We start from the raw sequence: 20,724 nt of genomic DNA on the forward strand, positions 1-20,724 counted from the left end.
TCCCCGTGGGGGCGACTCTGACAGGCGCGGGTCCGGGTCGGCGCGCAGGCGCGCCGGTCAGCGACCGGGAGTGACCAGCTGGATGCGCGGACCGTGGCCCGGCTCGGGACGGGGCTCGTAGTCGGGGGTCGCGACGTAGGGCTCCCAGAGGAGGTACGCCGACAGGTGCTCGCGCACGCCCGGCAGCACGTCGGCGACCGTGACGTCACGCCCGAGCTCCTGGGTCAGCGAGGTGACCCCGGCGTCGGCGATGCCGCACGGGACGAACCGGTCGTACCACCCGAGGTCGACGTCGCAGTTCAGAGCGAAGCCGTGCATGGTCACGCCGCGGCTGACGCGGATCCCGATGGCGGCGATCTTGCGCTCGGGGCCGCGGTCGTCGGCGCGCAGCCACACGCCGCTGCGTCCCGGCACGCGGGCGGTGGCCACCCCGAGGTCGCGGCAGACCGCGATCAGGGCCTCCTCGACACGGCGTACGTAGTCGACGACCTTGACGTGGTCGGGCAGGCGGACGATGGGGTAGCCGACGAGCTGCCCGGGACCGTGGAAGGTGATCTTCCCACCGCGGTCGACGTCGATGACGTCCGCGCCGCCCGGGTCGAGCGGGCGCTCGTGGGGATCGGTGCGCTTGCCGGCGGTGAAGACGGGCGGGTGCTCCAGCAGCAGCACCGAGTCGGGGCGCTCACCCGCGACCACGGCCTCGTGCACGCGACGCTGTGCGTCCCAGGCGGCGAGGTAGTCGACGGCGTCCTCGCCGAGACCGGCGATCTCGAAGTCCAGCGGCATGCTCCGAGCCTACGCCCGGCCTGCCGGCCGGGCTGGTCTGCGTCATACGAAGCCACAGGTATGGGTGCGGGTTCGTATGACGCAGGGGCGGGGTGGGGCGGGGTGCCTGTGGATGACGCGAGCGCCGCCGGCGCCGATCGGCGAGGGTGGGCGGGTGGACCCACGACGACTGCTCCCCGTGCTCACCGCCCTCGCGTGCGCCTGCGTCGTGGCGACCCTGGTCGTCACGGTCGGGCGGCCGGGGGAGAGCCCCACCGGCCCGCCCGGTCCGGCTGCGGCACGGTCGTCGGAGGCACGGCCCTCCGAGGTGCAGGGGTCCGAGCCCACCAGCGCGTCCGCGATCCTCGCCGCCTGGGACGCGCGCCGCTCCGCGGCCTGGTCGGCAGCAGACGTCGAGACCCTAGCGGGGCTCTACACGGCTGGTTCGCGCACCGGGGCGGCGGACATACGGCTGCTCCGGCACTACCGCGACCGCGGCCTCACCGTGGAGGGGCTCACGACCCAGCTCCTGGCGGTCGTGGTCGTGCAACGCGCGCCGCGCCGCCTGGTGCTGGACGTCACCGACCGGTTGGTCGCCGGGCGGGCAGTCGGCGGGACGCGAGCGGTCGCGCTGCCGACGGACCGGGCGTCCACCCGTCGCGTCGTGCTCGTACGTCCGGGGCGGACGTGGCTGGTCGCGAAGGCCCGCGATCAGGCGAGCGCGGCGGCGAGCACCTCGCGGACGTCCTCGTCCTCGAAGTCGTAGCCGGCGCGCTCCAGGGCCGCCGGGCGGGCGTTGATCGAGCCGAGCAGCTCGGAGGCCAGGTCACCGGCCGCGACCTTCATGACCGCCGACGGCACCGCGAGGAAGGCCTTGCGCTTCACCGCGGAGGCCAGGGTGCGGGTGAACTCGGCATTGGTGGGCGTGTGCGGGCAGCACAGGTTGAACGCGCCCGAGACGTCACGCGACTCGACCAGGTAGCTCACCGCTCCGACCCAGTCGCGCAGCGAGATCATCGGCATGTGCTGCTCGCCGGACCCGAGCCGGGCTCCGCCGCCCAGCTGGAAGAGCAGCCGCAGCTGCTTGAGGGGCGGGGAGGTGCGGTCCATCACGGGGGCGGTGCGGAGCACGCAGACCCGGGCGCCGGCGTCCTGCGCCGGGAGGGTCGCCTCCTCCCACGCGCGCGCCACGCGGGTGAGGAAGGCGTCGCCGGTGGTCTCGGTGTCCTCGGTCACAAGTCGGCCCCCGTGGTCGCCGTACCAGCTGATGCCGTTGCCGGCGAGGAAGGAGGGCGGTCGCTCAGCGGCGGCGATCGTGTCGGCGAGCAGACGCGTGGTCGAGACCCGGGAGTCCATCACCTCGCGGGCGTAGGCCTTGGAGTGCGGGTTGGCGGCGATGCTCGCTCCCGCCAGGTTGACCACGGCGTCGGCGCGGGCGACCGCGGCGGCGTCGATGTCACCGGTGCTCGGGTCCCACCGGGACTCGTGGGCCGAGGTGGGTTCGCGCCTCACGAGCGCGGTCACCTCGTGCCCGTGCACCCGCAGGTGCGTGGACAGGTGGGTGCCGAGGAATCCTGAGGCACCGGCGATGAGGACGCGCATGACCCCACCCAACCAGTGGGGGCCAAAGCCCCTCACCCCCCAAGGTGCCCCCAGCGGTCGGACAGCTCGCGCCACGGCCCGTGGTCGACGACCCGCCCCGCTTCGAGGACGACCACGCGGTCGGCCTGCGTCAGTGCGGCGGTCTTGCTGGTGGCACCGATCACGGCCGCGCCCCGGGCCCGCAGCGCCTTCCACAGCTCGACCTCGGTGGCGGCGTCGAGCGCCGACGACACGTCGTCGGCGAGCAGCACGTCGGCTTCGGCGGCCAGCGCCCGCGCCAGCGCCAGGCGCTGGACCTGTCCGCCGGAGAGGCGTACGCCGCGGTGCCCGACGAGGGAGTCCGGCCCGCCCGCCTCCGCCACGTCGCGCCCCATCCGGGCGGTCTCGAGCGAGGGGAGCACGGCGCGCTCGGCGTGGTCGAGGGCGACGTTGCCGGTGAAGGTGCCCGACAGCACCCGCGGCACCTGCGCGACGTGGGCCACGCGTCCGGGCCGCAGCGCGGTCTGCGGATCGGCGACGACCTGGTCGTTCCAGCGGATCTCGCCGGTGCTGGTGACCAGGCCGGCCAGCGCGCTGAGCAGGCTGGACTTGCCCGAGCCGACCTGGCCGAGCAGCAGCACCAGCTCACCGGCACGGACGTCGAGGTCGATGCCCTGCACCCCGAGGGTGCCGTCGTCGTGCACCGCGTCGAGCCCGCGCACGCTGAGCGTGCGCAACGGGTCGCGGTGGGCCGGCGCCGGGTCCGGGCCGGTGCCGCGGACGAGGTCCACCCCGGGAGGGAGGTCCATCAGGTCGCCGCCGCCGGCGAGCTCGCTGGTGGCGTTCATCCAGGCGCGGGTGCCGGGCGCCTCGGTGACGACCGAGCCGGCGACGCGGCCGAACCAGTCGAAGCCGCTGACCGCGTTGGCGACCAGCAGCGCGGTGGCGAGCTCCCACCGGCCGGTGAGCAGACCGGCCCAGGCGGCGACGACGCCGAGCTGCACCATCACGACGGGCACGCCGTCGAGCAGCGCCTGGACGCGGTGCTCGCGCACCGCGGCGTCGACGCGGCCGCCGTCGACGTCGCGCAGGTGCTGGTGGACCTGCGGAGTGGCGGCGGCCAGCTTGACGGTGCGCACCGACTCCAGCGCCGACACGAGCGACTGCCCGAACCGCGCGCGAGCCGTCGACGCGGCGGCGGCCGAGCGACCGGCCACCCGGCGGCCCAGGGTGGAGGCCAGCGCCGAGACGGCCATGACCGTCAGCAGGACCGCGCCGGCGACCCACGTCTGCGCGATCAGGGCGGTCATCGCGGCGACCACGAGCCCGTTGACGAAGTCGACCCAGCGGTCGGTGTAGCGCGCGAGCCGGTCGGCGTCCATGGTGCGGGCGACGACCTCGCCCGGTGGCGTGCGGAGCAGGCGACGCTGGGAGGTCTGGCCGTGGAGGACGGCGGCCCGGACCCGCAGGCGCACCTCCACCCACCAGTGGGGGTAGGTGCGGAAGGCCTGGGACAGCAGGAAGGGGGCGACCACGAGCGAGGCCACCAGCGCGACCACCAGCAGACCGGGGTCATCGCCGGCCTGGAGGTCGGTGACGATGAGTCCCCAGACCCAGCCGGTGACGGCGCCGAACGCGCCGGTGAGGGACGCGGCCAGGAACAGGAAGGCGCCCAGCAGGCCCCACTGGGGCTGGATGCTGATGGTGTGCAGCACCTGGCGCGCCAGGCTCGGGGTCGGGGCCAGCTCGGGCGGGGGCGGGGGAGTCGTGCTGCGCCGCACCGCGCCGATCGTGGAGGCGTCGTGGTGGTGCTCCTCGACCACCGACTCGTGGGCGGCGGCCTCGAGCAGGGTGCGGAAGGGGCCGTCCACCTGGGCGAGACGGGCGCGCGCACCCTGCTGGACGACCTGGCCCGACTCCATCACCGCGACCTGCTCGGCGCGCTCGGTGGTGGAGAGCCGGTGGGCGACCAGGATGCCGGTGCGTCCGGAGATGAGGCGGTCGGCCGCGCGCACGACGCGCGCCTCGGTGACCGGGTCCATCCGGGCCGTCGCCTCGTCGAGGACGACGACGCTCACGTCGCGCACCAGCAGGCGGGCGAAGGCGACCAGCTGCTCCTCGCCCGCGGACAGGCTCGTGCCGCCCGGGCCGAGAACCGTGTCGAGGCCGGCCGGGAGGCCCGCCACCCAGTCGGTCAGTCCGAGCTCGGCGACCGCTGCCTCGACGCGCGTGCGGGGCACGTCGTCGAAGAGAGCGATGTTGTCGGCGAGGGTGCCCGCCAGCACCTCGGTGCGCTGGGTGACGACGCCCACCGCCGAGCGCAGCTGCTGGAGGTCGAGGTCGCGGACGTCGACCCCGCCGAGGAACACCGTGCCCCGCGGCGGCTCGACGGCTCGGGAGAGCAGCGAGGCCAGGGTGGACTTGCCCGAACCCGTGCGGCCCACGAGGGCGCAGGTGTGCCCGGCAGCCAGCAGCAGGTCGACGTCGCGCAGCGCGAACGTGCCGGTGCCGTAGCTGAAGTCGAGGTGGCGGAACTCGACGTCGAGGGGACCCTCGGGCACCGGTCGGCCGCCCGTCGGCTCGGCGGGCGCGGCCATCATCCCGCGCAGGCGCAGGACAGCGCCGAAGCCCTCCTGGAGGTCGGGCAGGTGACGCGCGAGCATGTCGACGCCGCCGACGAACATCGTGGTGACGAGGAAGAGCGTCACCAGCCGTGCGGTGGAGAGGTCGCCGCCCAGGACGAGCGCGACCCCGACCACGCCGACCGCGGCGAGCGCGCCGTGCAGGAGACCGCCGCTGCGGCGGGTGATGCGGACCTCGACGGCCAGCACGGCGTCGAGGGTGCGGTGCACGACGGAGGCGAGGTGAGCGTTGCGACGCAGCACGTGGGCCTGCCCCAGTGACGTGCGCAGGTCGTCACGGGCCGCGACCCCCTCCTCGGTGGAGGCGGCGTGGTCGGTCCACGCGGCCTCCTCGATCACCTTCTTCTGCGAGACCTCCGGCAGGAGGCGGCGGATGGAGAGGAACGTGACGACCGCCGTGACGGGGAAGAGGAAGACCGCCGGCCACCACGTCAGGGACGCGACCACCCACAGCGGACCGGATGCCAGCAAGGTGCGCGCGGCCTGCCACACGCCCCAGCGCATCAGCTGACCGACCTCCCAGGTGTCGTCGTCGATGCGGTCGAGCACCTCGCCGACGGCCTGCTCGGAGAGCTCGGACAGCGGCTGGGCCATCGCGGCGTCGAGCAGGTCCGAGCGCAGCTGGCCCTCGGCGCGGTCGCAGATCGTGGCCCAGATCGTCTTGGCGATGGTGTCGATGACCGCGCCACCGACCACGCACAGCCCGAGCAGGAGCAGCAGCGTCTCGGTCGGACCGTCGGCGAGGCGTCCGGCGACCATCGAGCCCAGCGCGGAAGCGATGGCGCCGACGAGGGACATCGAGAAGCAGAGATAGGTCAGTGGACGGCGGACGCGACGCCAGTCGACCGGCCGGCGGTGCGCCGGAAGGCCCGACGAGGAGGCGGTCGCGTCGGTGGGCCGGGTGGTGTCGGTGAGGGTCACGATGCCTTCAGGCTAGGTGCTGGGACTGACAGTGCGCCTGTGGTTTTCCGGGGGAGGCAGGACGCGGCGACGCCCCGCCCGCACGCGGCGGACGGGGCGTCGTACGGCGAACGTCAGACCTCGAACTGGCCCGACTCGAGGCGCTTCTTGACGTCCTGCAGGAACCGGCCGGCGTCGGCGCCGTCGACCAGGCGGTGGTCGTAGGTCAGCGACAGGTAGACCATGTGGCGCACCGCGATCGTCTCGCCCAGGTTGGCGTCGTCGATCACGACCGGACGCTTCACCACGGCACCGGGGCCGAGGATCGCGACCTGCGGCTTGTTGATGATCGGGGTGTCGAAGAGTGCCCCGAAGCTGCCCAGGTTGGTGATCGTGAAGGTGCCGCCGGACAGCTCGTCCGGCGTGATCTTGTTGGTGCGGGTGCGCTCGGCCACGTCGGCGATCTTCTTCGCGATCCCGGCGATGGACAGGTCACCCGCGTCCTTGACGACCGGCGTCAGCAGCCCCTTCTCGGTGTCCACGGCGAACGCGATGTTCTCGCGGTCGTAGTAGGTCACCTCACCCTTCTCGGCGTCGATCGCGGCGTTCAGCTTCGGGTGCACCTTGAGCGCGTCGATCGCCGCCTTGGCGAAGAACGGCAGGTAGGTCAGCTTCACGCCCTCCCGGGCCAGGAAGTCGGCCTTCGACGCCTCGCGCAGGCGGGCGATCGAGGTCACGTCGACCTCCATCACCTGCGTGAGCTGAGCGGTCTCGGTGAGCGACTCCACCATCCGCTTGGCGATGACCTTGCGCAGGCGCGAGAGCGGCTCGGTGGTGCCGCGCAGCGGGGAGGGGCTGGCCGACGCGGGAGCCGCCGTGGCGGGCGCGGCCGCCGCGGGCGCGGCCGGAGCGGTCGGAGCGGCCTGCTCCTGCTGCGCCTCCTTCGCAGCGGCGGCGGCGTCGAGCACGTCCTGCTTGCGGATGCGGCCGCCGACACCGGTGCCCTGCACCGAGCCGAGGTCCACGCCGTGCTGGTCGGCCATCTTGCGGACCAGCGGCGTGACGTACGCCGTCTGGTCCCGGCCGCCGCCCGACTGCTCGGCGGACGAGGGTGCGGCTGCGGACTCGGCCTGCGCCTGGTCGGGGCGCTGTGGCTCGGGCTCGCCCTCGGGAGCCGGTGCGTAGGGCGCCTCGCCCTTGGCCTCAGGCTCCACCTGCTGCTGCGACTCGGCCTGCTGCGGCTCCTCCTGCTTCTCGGACTCGGGGGTCTCGTCGCCCTCCGGCAGGCTGCCGGTCTCCTCGGCGACCTGCTCCTCCTGCTCGGCCTTCTTCTCGGCCTGCTCCTCGTCCTTGGGCTGGGCCTGCGCAGGCGCGGCGTCGCCGGAGCCGATGATCGCGAGCTCGGCGCCGACCTCGACGGTCTCGTCCTCCTCGGCCTTGATCTCCAGCAGCGTGCCGGCGACGGGCGAGGGGATCTCGGTGTCGACCTTGTCGGTGGACACCTCGAGCAGCGGCTCGTCGACGGCGACCTCGTCGCCGACCTGCTTCAGCCAGCGGGTCACGGTGCCCTCGGTCACGGACTCACCCAGGGCCGGCAGCGTGACGGAGGTGCCGGAGCCGCCACCGGAGCCACCCGTGCTGCCGGAGTCGCCGGACGCCTTCTCGGCGGCGGGCTCGGACTCGGCGGGGGCGTCGTCCTTCTCGGACTCAGGGGTCTCGTCGCCCTCCGGCAGGCTGCCGGTCTCCTCGGCGACCTGCTCCTCCTGCTCGGCCTTCTTCTCCGACTCCTCCTCGTCCTGCGGCTGCGCCTCGGGCTCGGCGGTGCCGGAGGCGTCGCCCGCGGACTCGCCCTCCTCGCCGATCACGCCCAGGACCGCGCCCACCTCGACGGTGTCGTCCTCGTTCGCGGTGATCTCGAGCAGCGTGCCCGCGACGGGGGAGGGGATCTCGGTGTCGACCTTGTCGGTGGAGACCTCCAGCAGCGGCTCGTCGACGGCGACCGTGTCACCGACCTGCTTGAGCCAGCGGGTGACGGTGCCCTCGGTGACGGACTCGCCGAGGGCGGGGAGGGTGACTTCGGAGGCCATTGGTGTTCCTTCGCTCGCGTGTAGGTAGGTGTGGGGCCAGAGCTGAAAAGCTGGGGTCAGGAGTGGGCGTGCAGCGGCTTGCCGGCCAGGGCCAGGTGGGCCTCGCCGAGCGCCTCGTTCTGGGTGGGGTGGGCGTGCAGCAGGGGCGCGACGTCCTCGGCGTGTGCCTCCCAGTTGTAGATGAGCTGCGCCTCGCCGATGAGCTCGCCGACGCGATCGCCCACCATGTGGACGCCGAGGACCGGGCCGTCGGTGAGCCCGACGAGCTTGACGAAGCCCTGGGTCTGGAGGATCTGGCTCTTGCCGTTGCCCCCGAGGTCGTAGGTCACGGTCGTGACCGCGTCGCCGTGCAGCTCGCGGGCCGCCGCCTCGTCGAGGCCGACGGAGGCGATCTCGGGGTGGGAGTAGGTGACGCGGGGGATGCCGGACTCGTCGATCGGGCGCGGGTCGAGCCCGGCGATCTCCTCGGCGACGAAGATGCCCTGCTGGAAGCCGCGGTGGGCGAGCTGGAGGCCCGGCACGATGTCGCCGACGGCGTAGACGCCCTCGACGTTGGTGCGGCAGCGCTCGTCGGTGAGCACGAAGCCGCGGTCCATCTCGACGCCCTGCTCGGCGTAGCCCAGGCCGTCGGTCGACGGGCCGCGCCCGACCGCGACGAGGAGGATCTCGGCCTCGATCACGTCGCCGCCCTCGACGGTGACGGCGACGCCGGTGTCGGTGGTCTTCACGCTCTGGAAGGGCGTGCCGGTCAGGAAGGAGATCTTGCGCTTGCGGAAGGCGCGCTCGAGTGCCTTCGAGGACGCCTCGTCCTCGGCCGCCACCAGGCGCGGGAGGGCCTCGATGATGGTGACGTCGGAGCCGAACGACTTCCACACGCTGGCGAACTCGCAACCGATGACGCCGCCGCCGAGCACGATGGCCGAGGCGGGGACGCGGTCGAGGCGCAGCGCGTGCTCGGAGGTGAGGACCTTCTCGCCGTCGACCTCGAGGCCGGGCAGGGACTTGCTGTAGGAGCCCGACGCGAGGACCACGGCCTTGCCGGCGTACGCCGTGCCGTCGACGGTGACCTCCCGCGGGCCGGTCAGCGCGCCGGTGCCCTCGATGACGGTGATGCCGCGTGACTTGATCAGGCCGGTGAGGCCCTTGAAGAGCCGGTCGACGACCTTGTCCTTGTAGGTGTTGACGCCCCCCATGTCGATGCCGTCGAGGGTGGCGGTGACGCCGAACTGCGCGGCCTCGCGGGCCGAGTCGGCGACCTCCGCGGCGTGGAGCAGGGCCTTCGTCGGGATGCAACCCACGTGGAGGCAGGTGCCTCCGAGGTTGCCCTTCTCGACCAGCCCGACCTTGAGCCCCAGCTGGGCTGCTCGCAGGGCACAGGCGTATCCGCCCGAACCTGCCCCGAGGACGAGGACGTCGAACTCACCGTCCGCCACAGATTCCCTCCACACTTCCGACTCGCACAGCACGTGCATGGGCTCGCCCATCCTTGCACTCTTCGTGAGCCTGTCCACACCCGGTCGGGGTGGGTCGGCGTCGGCGATCCGCGGGCGCGGTGGGGACCGTCCGGGCAGAATGTGCGCCATGGGTTTGTTCGATCGATTCCGCCGCAAGGGGCGTACGGGTGGGCGTACGAGTGCTCCGGCGCGGGACGCTGCCCGCACCGGCTCCACCCGCGTGCGTGCCTCCGACGGCGAGGACGCGCGCCACCTCGAGAGCTTCGTGACCACCCGTCAGGGGGTCGAGGGCTTCGTCGAGCCGCGCACCGCGGTCAGCGACGTCACCATCCTCCTCGTGGCCCACGACGGCGAGTGGACGCGTCGCCGGGTGCCCAGCGTGAAGTGGGCCCACGACTTCGCCAACCGCCACCAGGTGCCGTCGTACGACGCCGCGGTCGTGGGCGTGCCGCAGCGGATGCGCGACTACAACAAGCGCAAGAAGGCCGAAGGGATCTGACAGCGGACCTGAGCGGCTCAGCCCTCGGACAGCGACCGGGCGAGCTCGACCAGGGTCGTCACGCCGAAGCCGGTGGCCCCTGACGGCACGTGGCCGTAGGGACTGCCGAGGTTCATCTCCTTGCCGGCGATGTCGAGGTGCGCCCACGGCAGGCCGCCGGTGAACTCGCGCAGGAACGCCGAGGCGTAGAGGCCGCCGCCCCACCGCACCCAGTCGTGCTGCAGCAGGTCGGCGACCTTGGAGCTGGTGATCCGCTCCGACATCTCCTCGGGGATCGGCATCGGCCAGTGCTGCTCGCCCGCCGCGGCGCCGGCGGCGAGGACGGCGGGGACCTGGTCGTCGGTGCCCATGACGGCGCCGACCTTGTCGCCGAGCGCGAGCTGCATGTGGCCGGTGAGCGTGGCGATGTCGACGACGAGGTCGGGCTCCTCGAGCACGGCCAACGACAGCGCGTCGCCCAGCAGCATCCGGCCCTCGGCGTCGGTGTTGGCGATCTCGACGGTCGTGCCGTTGTGCATGGAGATCACGTCGCCGGGGCGCGTGGAGGTCGCGGAGACCATGTTCTCGGCCATCGGGGCGAAGGTCGTGACCTTGACGGGCAGCCCGAGGCGGGCGATCGCGAGCGTGGCGGCCACGACGCTGGCTGCGCCCGCCATGTCGCCCTTCATGTTGACCATGCTCGACGACGGCTTGATCGTGAGACCGCCGGAGTCGAACGTGACGCCCTTGCCGACCAGCGCGAGGTGCGCGACGGCGTCCTTGGGCGCCCAGGTCAGCTTGACCAGCCGCGAGGGCGACGCGGAGGAGTTGCCGACGCTGAGGATGCCGCCGCAGCCCATCTCCTCGAGCTGCTCGTGGTCGAAGACCTCGAGCTTCACCTTCGGCGCGCCCCGGCCCTTCGTGACGGCCTTGTGGGCGCTCGTCACGAGGTCGGCCAGGAGCGGGGGAGTGCAGTCCATCGGAGGCGTGTTGACCCAGTCGCGCGTCAGCGCGACGGCGTCGGCGAGGATCTCCGCCTTCTCGAGCGCGGCCACGGCCTCGGTGCGACGGGCGATCGGGGTGAGGACCACGACGTCGGCGGGCTCGGTGGTCTCGGCCTTCGCGGACTTGTAGGCGGTGAAGGTGTAGCCGCCGAGGCGGTGGCCCTCGACGACCGCGGCGACCAGCTCGGGGGTCTCGGCCGGCAGCGCCAGGGCGACCGACGCGGCGTTGGGCACGCTGCGGGCCGCGACGCCTGCGGCACGGCGTACGGCGACGGGGTCGGTCGCGTCGTCGCCGAGTCCGACGAAGACCAGGAGGGGCGCGTTGACCTCGTCGCGGGTCGGCGCCTTGACCGACTCTCCGGCCTTGCCGGTGACGCCCATCGTCGACAGGAACGCGCGCAGCCGCCGGCCGTAGGCCCCGGTGACGTCGTCGGCCGCGTCGCACAGCCGCGGACCGTCCGAGGTGGAGACGACGCCGACCACGACGGCGTCGGCGCGAGTCTTGGCGGGGCTGGAGCTGCGCAGGGAGTACGAGGTCACCCGGGCATGCTAGGGGAGGTCTGGCTGTCCGCACGCTGCGGTAGGTTGCGAGCCATGGCCGGATCGCTGAAGCAGTCGCCCCTCCACGACCGTCACGAGGCACTCGGCGCCAAGTTCGCCGAGTTCGGCGGGTGGTCGATGCCCCTGGAGTACCCGTCCGGCGTGGTCAAGGAGCACACCGCGGTGCGCGAGGCGGTCGGCATCTTCGACGTCAGCCACCTCGGCAAGGCGATGGTGTCGGGTCCGGGCGCTGCCGACTTCGTCAACGCGACGCTGTCCAACGACCTCGCCAAGATCGAGCCCGGCAAGGCGCAGTACACGCTCTGCCTCGACGAGTCCGGCGGCATCGTCGACGACCTCATCGCCTACTGGCACGACGACGAGCACGTGCTGCTGATCCCCAACGCCGCCAACACCGCCGAGGTCGTGCGTCGCCTGCAGGAGCAGGCGCCCGAGGGCGTGAAGGTCGTCAGCCACCACGACGACTACGCCGTGCTGGCCGTGCAGGGCACCCGCTCCGACGAGGTGCTGCAGAAGGTCGGTCTCCCGACCGGCCACGGCTACATGTCCTTCGTCGAGGCCGAGCTCGGCGACACCGGCGTCGGTGTCGTGGTGTGCCGCACGGGCTACACCGGCGAGCGCGGCTACGAGCTCGTCGTCGTCAACGACACCGCCGGGCAGCTGTGGGACGAGCTGATGGCGGCCGGCGAGGAGTGGGGGATCACCGCCTGTGGCCTGGGTGCGCGCGACACCCTGCGCACCGAGATGGGCTACCCCCTCCACGGCCAGGACATCAGCCTCGACACCAACCCGGTCGAGGCCGGGCTGTCGTGGGCGGTGGGCTGGAAGAAAGAAGCCTTCTGGGGTCGCGACGCGGTGCTCGAGGTCAAGGAGCAGGGCCCCAAGCGTCGCCTGCGCGGCCTGGTCGCCGTCGGGCGCGGCATCCCGCGTCCCGGGATGGGCGTGACCCTCACCCACGACGTCCCCCTCGCCGACATCACGTCGGGCACCTTCTCCCCGACGCTCAAGAAGGGCATCGGGCTCGCGCTGATCCCGACGATGGTGGCCGAGGACGCCCAGGTCGGCGTCGACGTCCGGGGCCGGCGCGAGATCTTCCAGCTGGTGAAGCCGCCGTTCGTCGACCCGTCGGTGAAGGAGTCCTGACGTGCTCCCCGGACAGCCGCCGACCTTCCGCCAGCCCTCGGCCTCCGAGCGCCCGTGGTGGTGGCGCCTCGAGGACGCCGACGGCGCGACCGTCGAGGTGGCCGAGCACGCCGACCAGCGCTTCTCCACCCAGGGCGACGCCGAGTCGTGGGTCGGGGAGATCTGGGCCGAGCTCGCCGAGCACGGGGTGGCCGCGGTGACGCTCTTCGAGCACGACCGCCAGGTCTACGGACCCATGTCGCTGAGCGCCTGAGCCATCCGCGACCGTCGTCGTGCCGAATCACCTCACGTGAGCGCCGACGCCGACTTCGACCATTACGTCGCCGCCCGCTGGCCGGACCTGGTCGGCGGGCTCGAGGATGAGGGTGTGCCACCCGACGAGGCACGGCTCGCCGTCGCCGAGGTGCTCCTGGCGAGCCGCCGCGGCTGGGCACGGCGGGTGCGCGAGGAACAGGTCGACGTCAGCCTGTGGGCGGAGGTCCGCGAGCGGGCGGGACTGGCCGCCCGTCCCGGTGAGCCCGCGCCCCACGGCGTACGCCCCCTCGACCCGCGCGACGCGGCTGACCCGTGGCTGGCGCGCGCTGAGGTGCTGCGTGGCGCTCGACGACGGCGTGGCCTGCGACGCGGCGTCGCAGGGATGGTGGTCGCTGCCGTGCTCGCCGCCGGCTGGGCGTGGTGGGCGGCGCAGCCACGACCGCCCGAGGTGCGCGAGGAGGCCAACCCGCTCCCCGTGAACTGGTACGCCCAGGACGAGCTCCACCTCGCCGACGTGGTGGTCGAGCTGCCCGACGTCGAGGCGTTCGTCGCCGACGGCCCGGACGTCGCGGTGCGCCTGTCCGACGGTGAGCTCCTCCGGGTCGAGCCGGACGGTGAGGTGCAGCCGCTCGACGAGGCCCCCGCCGAGCTCGACGCGCCGACCCCGGCTCCAGCGTTCCTGCCGCCGGGGCGCTACGACGTGCGTATCCAGAGCGTCCCGCTCCCCGAGGGCGGGTGGGCGCACCTGATCGACTCCTCGCGCCGCGACGGCAACCGCGACACGCTGCGCCAGTCGGAGTCGGGGCGGCGGGCGCTCGTGGTCTGCCCGACGGTGTCCACCTGCGAGCAGTCCCTCACCATCCCCGGCGCGGACGGCTCGGTCCGGCTGAGGTGAGCGCGTAGCCTCCCGCCCGTGGCTGAGGCGTTGTGGACAGGTGTGGCTCGGGCGTACGCGCGGAGCTTCGCGGGGTTGACTGCGGGAGGGATCCCGACGCTGGTCGCCGGACTGCCGGCGGGTGGGCGCCTGCTCGACGTCGGCTGCGGCACCGGTGCACTCGTCCGGGCCGCCCGCGACGGCGGCACCGAGACGGTCGCGGTGGAGCTGGACCCCGACATGGCCGCACTGGCTGCGTCGAGGCTCGGCGCCGACGTCACGGTGGCCGGCCTGCCCGACCTGCCCTTCGCCGACGACGGCTTCGACACCGTCGTCGCGAGCTTCGTGCTCAACCACGTGGAGGACCCCCGGGCCGGGGCGCGGGAGCTGGTCCGGCTGGCCGCGCCCGGCGGTTCGGTCCGGGCGATGACCTGGACGTCGGCTCCCACCGCGCACGGTGCGTTGTTCCGCGAGGTCATGGAGGCGAGCGGTGCCGTCGAGCCGGTCTTTCCTCGCCTGCCCGAGGACCTCGACTTCGAGCGCAGCCTCGACGGGCTGGGCCAGCTGTTCGTCGCGGCCGGCGCGCCGGTGGTCGAGGCCCGGATGGTCGACTGGACCTGGCGCGTGAGCCCCGACGACTGGTGGGCCGGCGTCACCGGCGGGGTCGGGAACTCCGGCGTGGTGTGGGCGGCGCAGACCCCGGAGGTGCAGGTGCGCATGCGTGAGGAGCTCGACCGGCTGGCCGCGCCGGTGCTGGAGGACGGGGTGATGGTCTTCCCTGCGTCAGCGGCGTACGTCGAGGCGCGCGTGCCTCGGTCCTAGGAGGGTCCTGGGACGTCGTACAGTCGTCCCGTGCGCGCCTACCTCGACCTGCTCCAGCGGATCCTCGACGAGGGGGTGGAGAAGAGCGACCGCACCGGCACCGGGACGCTGAGCGTCTTCGGCCACCAGATGCGCTTCGACCTCGCCGAGGGCTTCCCCCTCGTCACGACCAAGAAGGTGCACACCCGCTCGGTCTTCGGTGAGCTGCTGTGGTTCCTGCGCGGCGACACCAACGTGAAGTGGCTCCAGGACCGCGGCATCACGATCTGGGACGAGTGGGCCGACGACAACGGCGACCTCGGCCCGGTCTACGGCCACCAGTGGCGCTCGTGGCCCACCCCCGACGGACGCCACGTCGACCAGGTCGCGCGCCTGGTCGAGGGCATCCGCACCAACCCCGACTCGCGGCGCCACATCGTCTCGGCGTGGAACGTCGCCGATGTCGACGACATGGCGCTGCCGCCGTGCCACACCCTCTTCCAGTTCTACGTGGCGGAGGGGAAGCTCAGCTGCCAGCTCTACCAGCGCTCGGCCGACACCTTCCTGGGCGTCCCGTTCAACATCGCGTCCTACGCCCTGCTGACGCACATGGTCGCGCAGGTGACCGGTCTCGAGGTCGGCGAGTTCGTGCACACGATGGGCGACGCCCACCTCTACCTCAACCACGTCGAGCAGGCCCGGCTCCAGCTCTCCCGCGACCCGCGCCCCCTGCCGTGCCTCGTGCTCGATCCCACGGTCACGGAGATCGACGGCTTCGACCTCGAGCACATCGCTGTCGAGGGCTACGACCCCCACCCGGGCATCAAGGCGCCCATCGCAGTCTGAGGAGGTCCCCGTGACCGATCGCATCGTCCTGGTGGCCGCGCACGCCCGCAACCGCGTCATCGGCAACGGCCCCGACATCCCGTGGCGGCTCCCGGGCGAGCAGGCGCAGTTCAAGGAGCTGACCTGGGGCCACACGCTGCTGATGGGCCGCACGACCTTCGAGTCGATCGGCCGACCGCTCCCGGGGCGTACGACGATCGTGCTGACCCGCGACGCCGACTGGTCCCACGACGGTGTGCTGGTCGCGCACACCGTCGAGGAGGCCCTCGACCTCGCCGCCCAGCAGGCCGGTGACCTGATGGTCGCCGGCGGTGGTGAGGTCTACGCCGCCCTCCTGCCCTACGCCACGCACCAGGTGCTGACCGAGGTCGACCTCGAGCCGGCGGGCGACGTGCACTACCCGCAGTACGCCGCCGGGGACTGGGTGGAGACCGCCCGGGAGAGCTTCGACGGCTACGAGCGCGTCTGGCTCGAGCGGATGGACCCCGCGGCATGAAGGTCGCCGTCGACCCGACCTCGGGCGTGCCGCCCTTCGAGCAGGTCCGTGAGGCGATCCGCGCCCAGGTCGACGCCGGGGTCCTCGAGCCCGGCTTCCGGCTGCCGCCCGTGCGGACGCTGGCAGCGGAGCTCGACCTCGCCGCCAACACCGTCGCCCGGGCCTACAAGGAGCTCGAGGCGCTCGGTGTCGTCGAGACCCGCGGTCGCGCGGGGACGTTCGTTTCCGGCCGCGGCGTGGAGCGATCGCTGCGCGGGGCCGCAGCGTCGTACGCCGCCACGGCGCGCATGCTGGGCGTGTCCGAGGCCGACGCGATCGAGGCCGTACGCCGCGCGCTCGCTGCCGGCTGAGCGCCGCCGTACGCGACGTCACATCCACCTGACCGGGGGTGCCGGAATGCCGGCGCCGCCCACCTCGTTGGACCCAACAGCTGGCTCCGCATCATGCCCCCGGGCCTCGCCCCTTGCCGCTGCGAGCGGCCTTACGCCGAGAGGCGGCTGACGGACCAGCGAGCAGCACCGCGCAGCCACCCGCGGGTAAGCCCCGGCCAGGGTGGCTGCGTGCTGTCCGGGCAGGGCGTGGCAGGCTCGCGGACGTGGAACCGGTCGCCGACATCGTGGTCGCCGCCGTCGCCCTGGTGCGCGACGGCCACGTGCTGACGGTCCGCAAGCGCGGGACCGAGCGGTTCATGCTGGTCGGCGGCAAGCTCGAGCCGGGGGAGTCGGCGTACGACGCCGCCCTGCGCGAGGCCCGCGAGGAGGTCGGCCTGGTGCTGGAGGCCGCGACGCTGCTCGGGGAGTTCCTCTCCGAGGCGGCCAACGAGCCGGGGCACACGCTGCACTCGACGGTCTTCTGGGTGGAGTCCGACGCCGAGCCGGTGGCGGCCGCGGAGATCGCGGAGGTGCGGTGGACCCCGCTGCGCGGCCACCCCGACGACCTCGCCCCCATGCTCGAGCACCACGTCCTCCCGGTGATCGTCGAGTCCTTCACCTAGGAACCGACCTCGAAGACGGCCAGCTGGTCGCGCCAGCCGTCGACCATGTCGCTGGTGCGCGTGTGCCCGCGCCGCTCGTCGTACGCCGCACATGCAGCGCGCACGCGTGCGAACGTCTCGCGCAGCGCGTCCGCGTCACCGTCGAGCGAGCGCCCCACCAGCCCGAGCAGGTCGTCGGCGGGCCATCCCTCGAGCGGGTGCGTGCGCAGCTCCCAGGCGAGGTACTTGTTGTAGGGGCGCACGCGTCCGGCCATGGTGAAGACCACGTCGAGCAGCCACGGCACCGACTCGGCGGCGTCGAGCCGCGCCTCGAGCTCCCGTCCGTCGCGGTCGCTCTTGAGCGCGCGGTAGGCGAAGTTCACCCAGCCGTCGAGCCGGTCGTGCTCGATCAGCACCGCGTCGGCCTCCTCGGGCGTCACCGTCGCCAGGCGGCGCACGGCTGCCGCGAGCTCGCCGCCGGTCCGGTCGAGCAGCACCGGCGCCCATGCGTAGGACCAGCGGGACCACCAGTGCTCGGTGCCGAAGGGTGGCACGGTCGTGAGCTCGGACCAGGAGTCGACGATCTCGTCGACCTCGGGGGACTTGTCGGTCGAGCGCCCGGCCGCGGCCTCGTCGGTGAGCACGACGACCACGTCGAGGTCGGAGCGCTCGGTGGCGAGGCCGCGGGCCGCCGAGCCGCTGAGCACGAGACCGAGAAGGTCGTCTCCGTGGGCGGCGTCGTTGCGGGCGGCCAGCGCCGCGATCGTGTCGTGCTGCGCAGGGGTGAGCCAGGCGGGAAGGTCGAGGTCGGGCACGGATCTCCTGGGTCAGGGGGACGACGGCTTGGGAGGGAGGGTGCGGACGAAACGCACCCCGCGGTCGACCCACTGCCCGAGCTGGTCGTCGCCGGCCACGGCTGCGGAGTCCACCAGCAGCCACCCTGCCATCGGACGACCGCGCATCTCCATCGCATTGACGGTCCGGCCGTCGGTCCACGTCGCGCAGTCGGCCGGGTCGGCGCGCACCATCAGGGCCCCGCTGCTCGCTGCGGCGACCGCCATGTGGCCCTCGACCATGAAGCCCAGCCCGCCGAACATCTTCTTCGACGTCACCCCCGGCTCGCCGTCGAGCAGGTCGCGGATCCGCAGTGCCAGCACCTCGTCGTAGGCCACGTCGCCCAGTATGGGGCGGGTCACCGACAGCGTGCGCGTGTCGCCGCCGACGACTCCGGCCCGGGGGAGCGATAACCTTCGCACGTGAGTATCAACGTCCCGTTCGGCCGGCTGCTGACCGCGATGGCCACTGCCTTCCACGAGGACGGCACCGTCGACCTCGACGCCACGGCCCGCATCGCTGCCCACCTCGTCGACCACGGCAACGACGGCCTCGTCGTGAGCGGCACGACGGGGGAGAGCCCCACCACCTCGGTCGCCGAGGACGGCGAGATCCTGCGCGCGGTCAACGACGCGGTCGGTGACCGCGCCGTCGTGATCGCGGGCGTCGGCACCAACTCCACCGCCCACTCCGTGGAGCTCGCCGAGCAGGCCGCCAAGGTCGGTGCGGACGGCGTGCTGCTCGTCAGCCCCTACTACAACAAGCCCGGCCAGGTCGGCCTGCGCCACCACTTCAGCACGGTGGCCGAGGTCACCGACCTGCCGGTGATGCTCTACGACGTGCCGGGCCGCACCGCGACGACGATCGAGCTCGAGACCTACGAGGCGATGCGCCGCTACGACCACGTCACGTCGGTCAAGGAGGCCACCGGACTCCTGGCTCGCACCGCGCAGCTGGTCGACATGGGCTACGCGGTCTACTCCGGCGACGACGCCAACACCCTCGGCTACCTCGCCTACGGCGGGGTCGGCCTGGTCTCCGTCGTCGCCCACGCCGCCGGCGCCCAGCTGGCGTCCATGCTCAGCGCCTGGGCGGACGGCGACCACGCCGAGGCCCTGCGGATCCACACCTCGCTCGTCCCGGCCTTCGACGCCGTGATGGGCGCGCCCAACTACGGAGCCACCACCGCCAAGGCAGCCCTCGAGCTGCTCGGCGTGCTCGACAACCGCCGCGTCCGCGGCCCACTGGTCGCCCTGGACGACGACGAGGTCACCGCGCTCCGCGCGGGGCTCGCCGCCGCCGGCCTCCTGTGAGAACCATCCTCCTCACGAACGAAGGAAACCCTTGAGCCATCCCCACCTCGACCTGAGCGCGCCCGCCCCCCTCCCGGCCGGAGGGCTGCGGGTCATCCCGCTCGGTGGACTCGGCGAGGTCGGTCGCAACATGACGGTCTTCGAGTACGACGGCCGTCTGCTGATCGTCGACTGCGGCGTGCTGTTCCCCGAGGACCACCACCCCGGCGTCGACCTGATCCTGCCCGACTTCGACCCGATCCGGGACCGCCTCGACGCCGTCGAGGCGCTGGTGCTGACCCACGGCCACGAGGACCACATCGGCGCCACGCCCTACCTCCTGCGCGAGCGCGGCGACATCCCGCTGGTCGGCTCCAAGCTGACCCTGGCGCTGCTCGGCTCCAAGCTGCGCGAGCACCGCCTGAAGGAGACCGCGCAGTACGAGGTCGCCGAAGGCCAGACCATCACCTTCGGGCCCTTCGTGCTCGAGTTCGTCGCGGTCAACCACTCGATCCCGGACGCCCTCGCGGTCGTCATCCGGACGGGTGCCGGCGTGGTGCTGCACACCGGTGACTTCAAGATGGACCAGCTGCCGCTCGACGGCCGGATCACCGACCTCAACGAGTTCGCCCGTCTCGGCGACGAGGGCGTGGACCTGTTCCTCACCGACTCCACCAACGCCGAGGTGCCGGGCTTCACCACCTCGGAGAAGGAGATCGGCCCGGTCCTGGACCGGGTCTTCGCCAAGAGCGAGCAGCGGATCATCGTCGCCTGCTTCGCCTCCCACATGCACCGCGTCCAGCAGGTGCTCGACGCCGCGGTGGCCCACGGCCGCAAGGTCGCCTACGTCGGGCGCTCGATGGTGCGCAACATGGCCATCGCGCAGGACCTCGGCTACCTCACCGTCCCGCCCGGCGTGATGGTCGAGGCCAAGGAGCTCGCCGACCACCCGCCGCACAAGCAGGTGCTCATCTCGACCGGGTCGCAGGGCGAGCCGCTCGCCGCGCTCAGCCGGATGTCGCAGAACAACCACCACTTCGTGCACCTCGAGCCCGGCGACACCGTGGTGCTGGCCAGCTCGCTGATCCCCGGCAACGAGAACGCCGTCTACCGCGTCATCAACGGGTTGTCGCGCCTGGGCGCCAACGTGGTCCACAAGGGCAACTCCCTCGTCCACGTCTCCGGCCACGCCAGCGCCGGCGAGCTGCTCTACTGCTACAACATCGTCAAGCCGCGCAACGTGATGCCGGTGCACGGCGAGATCCGCCACATGCGCGCCAACGCCGACCTGGCTCGCGCCACCGGTGTGCAGAACGTCGTCCTGGCCGAGGACGGCGTGGTGGTCGACCTCGTCGACGGCGTCGCGAAGATCGTCGGCAAGGTCGACGTCGGCTACGTCTTCGTCGACGGCACCACCATCGGCGACATCAGCGAGGCGTCGATGAAGGACCGGCGGATCCTCGGCGAGGAGGGGTTCCTGTCCGTCATCGTGGTCGTCGACTCGGTGACCGGCAAGGTCGTCTCCGGTCCGGAGATCCACGCCCGCGGCTTTGCCGAGGAGGAGGCCACCTTCGACGAGGTCAAGCCGCTCATCATCGAGGCGCTCAACGCCTCGATCGCCGACGGTGCCACCGACTCCTTCCAGCTCCAGCAGGTCGTGCGCCGTGTCGTGGGCCGCTGGGTCAACCGCGCCCACCGCCGTCGCCCGATGATCATTCCTGTGGTGATCGAGGCCTGA

20 protein-coding genes are annotated in these 20,724 nt (G+C 72.7%); 12 read left to right on the forward strand and 8 right to left on the reverse strand.

The genetic code is table 11. The annotated features are described in order from the left end of the window. Nucleotides 1–57 precede the first annotated feature (57 nt). On the reverse strand, nucleotides 58–786 hold the full coding sequence (lipB, locus tag CFI00_RS10325; protein WP_207085057.1) for a lipoyl(octanoyl) transferase LipB: 729 nt from the start codon (nucleotides 784–786) through the stop codon (nucleotides 58–60). Between the two features lie 154 nt (nucleotides 787–940). On the opposite strand from lipB, the gene CFI00_RS10330 reads away from it, so the two are divergent. Then, nucleotides 941–1,531 (forward strand): hypothetical protein, encoded by a 591-nt coding sequence (locus tag CFI00_RS10330; protein ID WP_207085058.1) that lies wholly within the window; start codon nucleotides 941–943, stop codon nucleotides 1,529–1,531. Here CFI00_RS10330 and CFI00_RS10335 read toward each other — a convergent pair. From CFI00_RS10335 to lpdA, 4 genes are all read right to left on the reverse strand, one after another. Next, complete coding sequence (locus CFI00_RS10335) at nucleotides 1,477–2,367, reverse strand: TIGR01777 family oxidoreductase (RefSeq protein ID WP_207085059.1); 891 nt, start codon at nucleotides 2,365–2,367, stop codon at nucleotides 1,477–1,479. The two genes, CFI00_RS10330 and CFI00_RS10335, sit on opposite strands and share 55 nt — an antisense overlap. A 32-nt stretch (nucleotides 2,368–2,399) precedes the next feature. Next, entirely contained in the window at nucleotides 2,400–5,909 is a 3,510-nt protein-coding gene (locus tag CFI00_RS10340; protein WP_242532785.1) for an ABC transporter ATP-binding protein, read from the reverse strand. Between the two features lie 113 nt (nucleotides 5,910–6,022). Then, nucleotides 6,023–7,975: a 2-oxoglutarate dehydrogenase, E2 component, dihydrolipoamide succinyltransferase gene (gene sucB / locus CFI00_RS10345; RefSeq protein WP_207085060.1), complete on the reverse strand. Its 1,953-nt coding sequence runs from the start codon at nucleotides 7,973–7,975 to the stop codon at nucleotides 6,023–6,025. Nucleotides 7,976–8,031: 56 nt separating this feature from the next. Then, on the reverse strand, nucleotides 8,032–9,408 hold the full coding sequence (lpdA, locus tag CFI00_RS10350; protein ID WP_242532786.1) for a dihydrolipoyl dehydrogenase: 1,377 nt from the start codon (nucleotides 9,406–9,408) through the stop codon (nucleotides 8,032–8,034). 148 nt (nucleotides 9,409–9,556) lie between these two features. Between lpdA and CFI00_RS10355 the strand changes: the two genes are divergently transcribed. Further along, nucleotides 9,557–9,928, forward strand: coding sequence for a hypothetical protein (locus CFI00_RS10355; RefSeq protein WP_242532787.1), 372 nt, complete (start codon nucleotides 9,557–9,559; stop codon nucleotides 9,926–9,928). 17 nt (nucleotides 9,929–9,945) lie between these two features. Here the strand turns inward: CFI00_RS10355 and CFI00_RS10360 are convergent, their stop codons facing one another. After that, complete coding sequence (locus CFI00_RS10360) at nucleotides 9,946–11,451, reverse strand: leucyl aminopeptidase (RefSeq protein ID WP_207085061.1); 1,506 nt, start codon at nucleotides 11,449–11,451, stop codon at nucleotides 9,946–9,948. Between the two features lie 54 nt (nucleotides 11,452–11,505). Between CFI00_RS10360 and gcvT the strand changes: the two genes are divergently transcribed. The 8 genes from gcvT to CFI00_RS10400 all read left to right on the forward strand — a co-directional run bounded on the left by gcvT (nucleotide 11,506) and on the right by CFI00_RS10400 (nucleotide 16,881). Beyond that, nucleotides 11,506–12,615: a glycine cleavage system aminomethyltransferase GcvT gene (gene gcvT, locus CFI00_RS10365; RefSeq protein WP_207085062.1), complete on the forward strand. Its 1,110-nt coding sequence runs from the start codon at nucleotides 11,506–11,508 to the stop codon at nucleotides 12,613–12,615. Between the two features lies 1 nt (nucleotide 12,616). Beyond that, nucleotides 12,617–12,868, forward strand: a complete 252-nt coding sequence (locus CFI00_RS10370) for a hypothetical protein (protein WP_207085063.1) — start codon at nucleotides 12,617–12,619, stop codon at nucleotides 12,866–12,868. A gap of 36 nt (nucleotides 12,869–12,904) precedes the next feature. Further along, nucleotides 12,905–13,765, forward strand: a complete 861-nt coding sequence (locus tag CFI00_RS10375) for a hypothetical protein (protein ID WP_207085064.1) — start codon at nucleotides 12,905–12,907, stop codon at nucleotides 13,763–13,765. An 18-nt stretch (nucleotides 13,766–13,783) separates the two neighbouring features. Then, on the forward strand, nucleotides 13,784–14,566 hold the full coding sequence (locus CFI00_RS10380; protein ID WP_207085065.1) for a class I SAM-dependent methyltransferase: 783 nt from the start codon (nucleotides 13,784–13,786) through the stop codon (nucleotides 14,564–14,566). 30 nt (nucleotides 14,567–14,596) lie between these two features. After that, nucleotides 14,597–15,391 (forward strand): thymidylate synthase, encoded by a 795-nt coding sequence (locus CFI00_RS10385; protein ID WP_207085066.1) that lies wholly within the window; start codon nucleotides 14,597–14,599, stop codon nucleotides 15,389–15,391. Between the two features lie 10 nt (nucleotides 15,392–15,401). Next, nucleotides 15,402–15,887 (forward strand): dihydrofolate reductase, encoded by a 486-nt coding sequence (locus CFI00_RS10390; protein ID WP_242532788.1) that lies wholly within the window; start codon nucleotides 15,402–15,404, stop codon nucleotides 15,885–15,887. Further along, the gene (locus CFI00_RS10395) at nucleotides 15,884–16,237 is read left to right on the forward strand and encodes a GntR family transcriptional regulator (protein WP_207085067.1); all 354 of its coding nucleotides are present in this window, start codon (nucleotides 15,884–15,886) and stop codon (nucleotides 16,235–16,237) included. Before CFI00_RS10390 ends, CFI00_RS10395 begins: the two co-directional genes overlap by 4 nt. 245 nt (nucleotides 16,238–16,482) lie before the next feature. Then, nucleotides 16,483–16,881, forward strand: a complete 399-nt coding sequence (locus tag CFI00_RS10400) for an NUDIX domain-containing protein (RefSeq protein WP_242532789.1) — start codon at nucleotides 16,483–16,485, stop codon at nucleotides 16,879–16,881. Here CFI00_RS10400 and CFI00_RS10405 read toward each other — a convergent pair. Both CFI00_RS10405 and CFI00_RS10410 read right to left on the reverse strand, forming a co-directional pair. Continuing rightward, nucleotides 16,878–17,675: a nucleotidyltransferase domain-containing protein gene (locus tag CFI00_RS10405; RefSeq protein WP_207085068.1), complete on the reverse strand. Its 798-nt coding sequence runs from the start codon at nucleotides 17,673–17,675 to the stop codon at nucleotides 16,878–16,880. The genes CFI00_RS10400 and CFI00_RS10405 overlap by 4 nt on opposite strands. 12 nt (nucleotides 17,676–17,687) lie before the next feature. After that, on the reverse strand, nucleotides 17,688–18,056 hold the full coding sequence (locus CFI00_RS10410) for a TfoX/Sxy family protein (RefSeq protein WP_207085069.1): 369 nt from the start codon (nucleotides 18,054–18,056) through the stop codon (nucleotides 17,688–17,690). A gap of 60 nt (nucleotides 18,057–18,116) precedes the next feature. Here CFI00_RS10410 and dapA point away from each other — a divergent pair, with 60 nt between their 5' ends. Beyond that, a complete protein-coding gene (dapA, locus tag CFI00_RS10415) occupies nucleotides 18,117–19,007 on the forward strand; it encodes a 4-hydroxy-tetrahydrodipicolinate synthase (RefSeq protein WP_207085070.1) in 891 nt (296 codons plus the stop codon). 31 nt (nucleotides 19,008–19,038) lie between these two features. Further along, the gene (locus CFI00_RS10420; protein WP_207085071.1) at nucleotides 19,039–20,724 is read left to right on the forward strand and encodes a ribonuclease J; all 1,686 of its coding nucleotides are present in this window, start codon (nucleotides 19,039–19,041) and stop codon (nucleotides 20,722–20,724) included.

Source organism: Nocardioides sp. S5, assembly GCF_017310035.1.
In the GTDB taxonomy this organism is placed as follows: domain Bacteria; phylum Actinomycetota; class Actinomycetes; order Propionibacteriales; family Nocardioidaceae; genus Nocardioides.